Raw genomic sequence first — 8,673 nt, 5'->3', positions numbered from 1 at the left:
AAAGAAATTAGCTCCCAGCCGCTATACCCACAGTATGGGTTCAACGACATCCCATTTATCTACCAGTGATAAGGCTCGTTATCACTGGTAATCATGGCCTTATTAAGCAAAATTAGTGCACAACTTAAATTTCATTGGTTGAACAGACAATACTGAATCCTCTCGGAGACTTTTTAATGCCCCATAAGGCTCAAACCCAGTAGTTTTATATAAATTAACCGCAGCCATATTGTTAGTTGTGACAGCTAAAGAAACATAATCCAAATCAAATTCTTTTGCCCATGTGATGATTTTTTTTAGCAATAAACGGCCAACACCTTGACCCCGAACACTAGGAGAAATCCACATTTGATATATATGAGCCGTTTTATCACTTGAACGGTGTAGCACTCCCCAAGCCAGACCAATCGCAATACCATTTAACTCTGCAATAAGTGGCAATGCATATTTCGATTGATTATCTCGATCAAGACGAGAAAGCCACTCTTCTTTAGAGAACGTAACCTCTTGTTCATAAGTACTACCAAACGAATCCGGTGAATCTTGTAGAGATAAGAGTCTAAGTTCTCTATATATTGCCCAGTCTTCCTTATTTATAACTTTTATATTCAACGAATTCATATCAACCCTTAGACCCTTAACAGCTTATTCAGTAGCAACAAGATATCACCACTAAGTATCTATTGTAAAAGAACAAATTCACTTAAGTATGGGAATGCGTTATAGATATAAAGAATAAAAATTAGCTTTACCTCTACCAGTGATAATAGTACTTATCGCTGCTTCAATTTCTGAAATTAGCTTTTCAACTTTGCGACACAACCCTCACTTTTTATCATTTATGAAAATAATCCTTGAATTAGCAATGTGTTAACTGTAACTCTGTCCTCTTTTTCATTAACAAAGGATTGTGATGAGTTGTACATGCTATTTCTGTAACCCCACAAGGAAAAGTCGGCCAGAAACTCCACCAAAGTGTCAGCTAACCCCCAAAGAGCGCGTTCTAAAACAGCAAAAAGCTAGGCTAATGGAGGCGGAAGAGAACAGTAAACCTGATCCTGAGAATGACGCTCGACACGCTGCCCACAGAGAAAGGATATTAGCGAAAAGGCGAGCTGAGGCAGAACAAGCGGCGTCTACCCAAAAGCAATCAATGTTAGCCCCGACGTTAGCAACGGCTGGCTTAGCAGCGACCAGCTCAGCAGTGGCGGCGAGTGAAGAAGATAATGATGATGATCTTGATGATGAAATGGAACTAAAATGGCTGACTGTGCCAGAAGGCCAATTAACTTTTAATTCAGAAGGAAATGATATTGATGATCATTTTCTATTTACACGTACGCCTCATATTCCACATGACGATCAAGGTAATGTATTCGATAACTCAGGTATTACCATAGGTAGAGGGCTCGACGTAGGGAGTCGAGATGCCAGTGAAATTGAAGATTTATTTAACCAGGCCGCTCTTCATGCTAAACCGATTTCACCCGCTCTGTTAACTTGGCTAAAAGGCGCCGCAAATAAAAGAAGACAAGCAGGTTATGAGTATTGGAAAACCTTAGATGATAAGGTGCCAAAAGCAGAACAAGAAATCACCCGTAAGATGCAACATCACCTATTCAATGTGGTATATGCTGAATACATAACAAATACTAAGAAGACAACAACCAAACAGGATGTTTGCGATACTTATTTAAATAGTAAAAAAATCGATTGGGATGCGTTACCACAAAATGTAAAAGATGTATTGGTCGACTTAACCTATCGTGGAGATTACACAGGTACTGAAGACCCCAGAGGCAATACCAGAAAATCCGTCGTGCCTGCTGTATATCAAGACCAAATAGAAGGAAACAGTGGAGCGGGTTCAAAACTCCACAAAGTTATCTCAAATAGCAAGTTATGGCTTTCAAGTTTTAACGTTGACGATAACCGATACCAAAGAAGGATTACACATTTAAAATGAAAACATTATTATTTTTACTGCTGATTCCCCTGTACAGTATGGCAGGAAATATTGATAATTATAAATATTATCAGACAGATAACATTATATCTAACAACTCGTCACCTTATTATGCAGCTTATATAAAAAATGATAATCCATGCATTTTTATCAAAGACTTTAAAAAGGATAAAGTACAAGAATTTTGCCAAATGGGTGAAAGCCCCTTTAATTTAAAACGAGATGCACCTTCAATCTATCCAACTAGAATGTATTTACTCGGTTCAACACTTTTTTTTAATGTCGCAGCACCTTGGAATGAACAGAAGTGTGAGATATACCTTCCTGATAGCAGCATTACTTGTGAATCGACGGGAAAATAGTCCCACTTAGATTGATTTCTCAGTGTACTCAAATTGGGTGCTACCAGTGATAAACCGTGGTTATCGCTGGTATTTTAACTCAAACGACTCACTGACCAAACATCCGTAATGTCGGCTAATGCTCCAACTCTTTGGGGATGTCTTGCTTTAACGGGATAGCCGTCGGTTTGCGGCCCCTACCTTGTTGATATTCTCGTAATTGATACACATAAGCTAACACTTGCGCCACAGCCGTAAAGAGTCCTTCAGGAATATCTTGATTAATTTTGGTGGTGTGATACACCGCTCGTGCCAGTGGCGCCGCAGATACAACTGCCACTTTATGATGCTTGGCTATTTCACGAATTTTAAAGGCCACTTCATCCACGCCTTTGGCCACGACAAAAGGCGCTTTAGAGCGATTAGCCTCATATTTAACCGCCACGGCATAGTGTTCGGGGTTGACTATAATCACATCGGCTTGAGGCACATCTTGCATCATACGTTGCTGGGCCATATCACGCTGCATTTGGCGAATACGACCTTTCACCTCAGGCTTGCCTTCCATGTCTTTGTGCTCATCTTTAACTTCTTGTTTGGTCATCTTTAGTTGTTTGTTGTGATTCCAGATCTGAAAAGGCACATCAATCACCACAATCATTAAGGTAGAGGCGCACAAAAGAATAAAAATCCAAACCACTAAATCCAGCGCATGATAAATATTTCCAGGCAGATGCTCCTGAGACAGAGCCAAAATTTCATCTAAGTAAAGGGTTAATAATGCATAAGCCATGAAGGCCACCACTGAGAATTTTGCAACACCTTTAGTTAATTCAACCAAGGCCTTTGTGCCAAACATACGCTTAAATCCAGCAATTGGACTCATCTTGCTCGGTTTGGGCATAAACGCTTTGACTGAAAAAGACAGCCCGCCCAAGGCGATATTTCCTCCAAAGGCAATCAAGGCAAGAAAAGCAATAAACCCCAACAATGGCAATACCAGTTCACGCCCTATTTCAGGCCAAATCAACAAACTGGCTTGTTCATTATAAATTTGATCTCGGGTTAAACTCATGAGTGAAAAGGTGATGTGCTTCATTGCAAGGGCAAGCTCTTGCCCTGTCATCATCAAGCCTAGGCCTGCTGAGATCAACACCGCTGACGTGCCTAGCTCTTGCGAGCGAGCAACTTGACCGTCTTTTTTCGCTTTTTCTAACTTATGGGCGGAAGCCTGTTCGGTTTTTTCCTGACTGCTGTCATTCTCTGCCACTGTCTATCCCTTCAACCTTTACCTGAGCGGTTTTACCTAACTTTTCTCTTAGCGGCTAGCCATTCTCTGCCACTCTTTATCCCTTTAACTTATTCCAGCTCCTCTGTCACAGGGTTTTACTAAGCTTAGATTTATCGACTGCTTAGCTCTCCCTTTTTAATTTTCTAAGCTAAGCAACTGAACTAATTAAAAAAGTAAAAACTATTACTACCAAACAACTTATTGCATGCCACCATTTATATTACAACTGAGCAAGAGGACATCACATAAGAGTAACTGGCTTTGACGCCAAATCTCATCAAAGTGGGCCATAATAGGCGAAAGAGTGAACCATAAAATAAACAAGCCACTGACCATAGTCACTGGAAAACCAATGGAAAAAATATTCAACTGCGGTGATGCGCGAGTCATCACGCCAAATGCCAAGTTGATGGTCAGCAGCGCCACAATGGCAGACAAAGACATGGTTAACGCAGCGCCAAACATATAACTCACAAACTCCGTCAGGGCTTGATAACCGCTTAAATGCAATCCCGCCATCGAGACTGGTAAAGTATCAAAACTGGCAACCAACATACGAATAAACACTAAATGGCCATCAACACTTAAAAAAATAAGCGTCGTCAGCAGTAGAAAGAAATTACTGATCACCGGTGTTTGCTGACCCGAGCTGGGATCGACCATAGAGGCAAACCCTAAACTGGTTTGCATACCAATAATTTGCCCTGCAAGGACGAAGGTTTGCATTAATAAAATACTCACAAACCCAATAGCCACCCCAATGATCACTTGCTGAGCAATCACAAAAACGGCACTCAAAGACAGTAGCTCTATCGTTATCATTGGCGGTAATATCGGCGCAATGGTAAAGGTCACAACAACGGATAGTAATAAACGTATGCGTTTTGGCGTGGTCGTCGCACCAAACACAGCTATCACCATAAACACACTACTCACACGAATAAAGGGCCAAAGGTAGCTGGCAATGCCTTGCATAAGAGTATCTAGAAGAAAGAACATTGATTAGCTCGCGACTCTTTTTTATAACACATTACTCATCTAACCCTCAACTATGCAAGCAAAAAACAGATAGTAAGCACTTACTACTTTTTTAATCATTCTTGGCATAAAGACTAGCCAATCACCATAGGGATCATGTTCACCATTTCATAAAAAAACTCCATCATGGTGCGAATGAGTAAGTGCCCAAGTAACATCAATGCAAATAAAGTTGTTAATAAACGCGGTAAAAAGCTTAAAGTCTGCTCATTAATCGAGGTGGCGGCTTGAAAAACAGCCACGACTAAACCCACAATCAGTCCGGGGACAATAATCATAGACACCATGATAACAATCACACTCAAGGCTTCACGAAACACATCCACTAACGACTCAGGGCTCATAAACCATTCCTTTTTATTGGCATTTTTAGGCCCATTTACCAGCCAAGGCAACGTGACTTATTGTTGTAACATCAGACACTAAGACTATAACCCAAAACTGTTAGCAAGGGTTCCCATGACTAAGCTCCAGCCATCCACCAACACAAATAACATAATTTTAAAGGGTAATGACACTATCATAGGAGATAGCATCATCATGCCCATGGCCATTAAAATGCTGGCCACCACCAAATCCAATACGAGAAAAGGCACAAATAACATAAAACCGATTTGAAAAGCCGTTTTAAGCTCGCTGGTAATAAAGGCGGGAATAATCACACTTAAAGGGGCGTCTTCGGGTTGACTAATATCAGGGTAAGCTGAGATCTCCATAAATGTATCGAGATCTGTCATGCGCACTTGAGACAACATAAAAGCTTTTAGCGGGGCTTTTCCACGCTCAAATGCTGTGTCTATGGGCATGTCTTGCTCGATATAAGGCTTAACCGCATCATCATAAATTTTTTCAAATACTGGGGTCATAATAAAAAAGCTCAAAAATAAGCTGATCCCAATCAATACTTGGTTTGATGGCGCCTGCTGCAATCCAATCGCTTGGCGTAAAATAGACAGCACAATAATAATGCGCGTAAATGACGTCAGCATAATGACCATCGCAGGAATGAAGCTCAGCGCCGTCATCAACAATAAAATTTGCATTGTCACTGAATATTGAGTTGAGCCATCTGCCCCAGTACTGACCGTCACTGCCGGTAAAATACCATTATTGGCTGAAGCCAAAGAGGGACACAATAAACTCCCAAGCGCCAAGAGTAAAAACGGCTTATTAATCAGCGATATTAAAGACTGAAATCGATTTATTATTATTCTTTTATACATAAAAAATGTGCTGTTATCGCTAAGAAAAATCTTAGCGATAAGCCCTTAGGACGATATTACGACTTATTGGATTTTGCTTGTCGTAATCGACTCGCAAAAGATTCAGCTTGTTGCTCTATGGGCGTCTCTAATTTATCAATTAAATTCACTTGATGGGGGGTGACACCTAATAAGTATTGTCGCCCTTCCACTTCAACAATCATGAGTTTTTCTTTTTGGCCTAATGGAGAGGCGGCAATGGTTTTAATAACACCATTGCTATTGGGCGCCAAATTAAAACGCTTCACTAAATAGGCTAGAAAGAAAATGATCAATAGTACTACCACCAAACCACCCAACATGCTCGCTAAGCTGGCAATGCTGGAAGGATCGGTACCTGCTTTATCCACAGCAGAAGGATTGACTGGACTTGGGTTGACTAACATTTGAGCTTGAGTTGTGCTCTTAGCATTATCGACCATCACAGGATCGGCGGCTAATGTGTAAGGACTATCCATCTTCGTTTGGTTCGCGCTATCCGTTGCGACTTCACTTTTCAGTGCCGGGCGGGTTACTGCTTGGCTCTCTACCGATTGGCTAGTAACGACTTGGCTTTTTTCAGCAAGATTGACATCACTACTTACTTGACTCGCAGCACTGCTTGCAACGAACAGGGTACTCATAGACTCTCCGGGTTATTTAAGCTTCTTAATTCGCTCAGTTTGGCTGATCACATCGGTTAACCGAATACCAAACTTATCATTGACAACCACCACCTCACCATGGGCAATTAAAGTACCATTGACCATGACATCAAGTGGTTCACCTGCAATTCTATCAAGCTCTACCACCGATCCTTGATTTAACTGCAACAAATTTCGAATGCTAATATAACTGCGTCCGACCTCCATTGATATAGTGACAGGAATATCCATGATGGCATCAAGCTTTGCCGCTTCATCATCACTTAGGGTTTTTTTACCTGTCGAAAAATCATCTAAGGCCACTTTTTCTGTTTCATTCATTGCTTGCTCAGACATGGCCGCATTCCATTCATCCGTTACTGCTTCATCTTTCATCTTGTCGCTACCTTGTCTTTACTGACTCAACCCAGCTATATCTTACCATTCTCGATACCACACCTATCATTCAATCCCCATACTAAATATCCAGCATTTCTCGAGTGCGTCCATGACGAGTCACTAATTGCAATTCCGATTTAACGGTTTCAGGCCTAGGGATTTTTTCGCAGATTTTTAATGCTAAATTTTCACCTGATCGCCCCATTTTACAGCGATAACTCGGTAAATCTTCCACTTTTAATACCACATGCTCAGGGAGTTCAACGGGGATCACATCCCCAGTATTCAGTTCAAAGACCTGTTTAAGACTCATCTTATGCTCAACCACAGTGGCATTCATCGCCACATCCACATCCATAATTTCATCTTTCAGTGCTTGAGACCAACGCATGTCGGTATCTTGAGTATCACTTTGCACTCCTGCATCCAATAGCTCCCGTATGGGTTCAATCATTGAATAAGGCATAGTGATATGAAAATCCCCACCGCCACCATCCACTTCAATATGAAAAGAGCTCACCACCACAACTTCGGTTGGACTGACAATATTCGCCATAGCAGGATTCACTTCTGAGTCCAAATAATCAAACTCCACATCCATCACAGGTGCCCAAGCTTCTTTATAATCTTCAAAAATGATTTTTAATAATAACTGTACAATCCGCCGCTCAGTCGGCGTAAACTCACGCCCTTCTATTTTGGCATGAAATCGACCGTCACCACCAAAAAAATTATCAACTAAAATAAAGACTAATCTAGCTTCCATGGTAATTAAGGCCGTACCTTTTAATGGACTAAACCTCACCATATTTAAACTGGTTGGTACAAAGAGTGTGTGAACATATTCACCAAACTTGAGCATTTGAACGCCATTAATTGACACTTCTGCCGCTCGGCGCATCATGTTAAACATGCTGATCCGTAAATGACGCGCAAAGCGTTCATTGACAATTTCCAGAGTGGGCATACGCCCCCGCACGATGCGGTCTTGAGAAGAAAAATCATATGCCCGCAGATCTTGGTTTTCTTCAACCGCCACCTCTTCTTCATCGACCCCGTGTAATAAGGCATCGATTTCATCTTGGCTCAATAAATCAGTCACAATTATGCCTATGTTTATTTCTCGCTAATGACGCTTGTTTAACGGATGGCTCATTATTGAATAATAAAGCCCGTAAACAATAATTTATCTATTACTTTTTGTCCCGTTACCGGTTGCAATGTATTTTGTAAATGTCGCAGAGCTAACTGACGCATTTCATCTTTACCTGATTGCGTACTCAAACTTTGTAGATCGCTACTACTAAAAGTCGTGAGTAAAGCATCCTCGATAAGGGGGATATGTTTTCTCACAAGTAAATCATGCTCATCACCGCGTACCATTAACTGCACTTTTATTTCAACTAATGCGATACGATGATGACCGGGCAAATTAAATAAAAAGGGTCTTGGCATCGCCACATACAAGGCTTCTTTTACCAGCTTCTCTTGCCCATTGCTCTCAATCATCCCTTGAGTGTTATCAGCTTGTGTTCCAATAAACAACCAAGCTAATAATCCAGCCAATATCAGTAAACTGGTGACCCCTGCCCCAATCATGAAAGGCTTCGCTGTTAACCATTTTTTCTGGTTTTTCATCACCAATTCGGCTTCCCCTTTTGTCGCTTGCGCATTTTGTTCAAGCGTTAAAAACTCTTCTGCCATCCTTCATCCTTTAACCGTTAGTGCTTATTAATGGGCTACACTGACTTTT

Annotated in this window: 11 protein-coding genes; 2 read left to right on the top strand and 9 right to left on the bottom strand. The window is 41.1% G+C overall.

Annotated elements, in window-relative coordinates; genetic code table 11:
* Nucleotides 1–102: 102 nt before the first annotated feature.
* Entirely contained in the window at nt 103–621 is a 519-nt protein-coding gene (locus Q0976_RS17265) for a GNAT family N-acetyltransferase (RefSeq protein ID WP_299495110.1), read from the bottom strand.
* Between the two features lie 292 nt (nt 622–913).
* Here Q0976_RS17265 and Q0976_RS17260 point away from each other — a divergent pair, with 292 nt between their 5' ends.
* Both Q0976_RS17260 and Q0976_RS17255 read left to right on the top strand, forming a co-directional pair.
* Nucleotides 914–1,966: a pesticin C-terminus-like muramidase gene (locus Q0976_RS17260; RefSeq protein ID WP_299495109.1), complete on the top strand. Its 1,053-nt coding sequence runs from the start codon at nt 914–916 to the stop codon at nt 1,964–1,966.
* Nucleotides 1,963–2,328: a hypothetical protein gene (locus Q0976_RS17255; RefSeq protein ID WP_299495108.1), complete on the top strand. Its 366-nt coding sequence runs from the start codon at nt 1,963–1,965 to the stop codon at nt 2,326–2,328. Before Q0976_RS17260 ends, Q0976_RS17255 begins: the two co-directional genes overlap by 4 nt.
* A 115-nt stretch (nt 2,329–2,443) precedes the next feature.
* On the opposite strand, the gene flhB is transcribed toward Q0976_RS17255, so the two are convergent.
* The 8 genes from flhB to Q0976_RS17215 all read right to left on the bottom strand — a co-directional run bounded on the left by flhB (nt 2,444) and on the right by Q0976_RS17215 (nt 8,624).
* Nucleotides 2,444–3,577 (bottom strand): flagellar biosynthesis protein FlhB, encoded by a 1,134-nt coding sequence (gene flhB, locus Q0976_RS17250; RefSeq protein ID WP_299495107.1) that lies wholly within the window; start codon nt 3,575–3,577, stop codon nt 2,444–2,446.
* Between the two features lie 219 nt (nt 3,578–3,796).
* A complete protein-coding gene (fliR, locus tag Q0976_RS17245) occupies nt 3,797–4,597 on the bottom strand; it encodes a flagellar biosynthetic protein FliR (RefSeq protein ID WP_299495106.1) in 801 nt (266 codons plus the stop codon).
* Between the two features lie 113 nt (nt 4,598–4,710).
* On the bottom strand, nt 4,711–4,980 hold the full coding sequence (fliQ, locus tag Q0976_RS17240) for a flagellar biosynthesis protein FliQ (protein WP_299495105.1): 270 nt from the start codon (nt 4,978–4,980) through the stop codon (nt 4,711–4,713).
* Nucleotides 4,981–5,064: 84 nt separating this feature from the next.
* Entirely contained in the window at nt 5,065–5,772 is a 708-nt protein-coding gene (gene fliP, locus Q0976_RS17235) for a flagellar type III secretion system pore protein FliP (RefSeq protein WP_299495104.1), read from the bottom strand.
* Nucleotides 5,773–5,915: 143 nt separating this feature from the next.
* Complete coding sequence (gene fliO / locus Q0976_RS17230; RefSeq protein WP_299495116.1) at nt 5,916–6,284, bottom strand: flagellar biosynthetic protein FliO; 369 nt, start codon at nt 6,282–6,284, stop codon at nt 5,916–5,918.
* 249 nt (nt 6,285–6,533) lie between these two features.
* Entirely contained in the window at nt 6,534–6,917 is a 384-nt protein-coding gene (fliN, locus tag Q0976_RS17225; RefSeq protein WP_299495103.1) for a flagellar motor switch protein FliN, read from the bottom strand.
* Nucleotides 6,918–6,999: 82 nt separating this feature from the next.
* On the bottom strand, nt 7,000–8,022 hold the full coding sequence (gene fliM / locus Q0976_RS17220; protein ID WP_299495102.1) for a flagellar motor switch protein FliM: 1,023 nt from the start codon (nt 8,020–8,022) through the stop codon (nt 7,000–7,002).
* 53 nt (nt 8,023–8,075) lie between these two features.
* Nucleotides 8,076–8,624: a flagellar basal body-associated FliL family protein gene (locus Q0976_RS17215; RefSeq protein WP_299495101.1), complete on the bottom strand. Its 549-nt coding sequence runs from the start codon at nt 8,622–8,624 to the stop codon at nt 8,076–8,078.
* Between the last annotated feature and the right edge of the window lie 49 nt (nt 8,625–8,673).

It is taken from the genome of uncultured Shewanella sp. (assembly GCF_947501665.1).
Taxonomy (GTDB): domain Bacteria; phylum Pseudomonadota; class Gammaproteobacteria; order Enterobacterales; family Shewanellaceae; genus Shewanella.
Note: the sequence above shows the minus strand (reverse complement) of the source record. Positions and strands in the feature narration are given on the sequence as shown.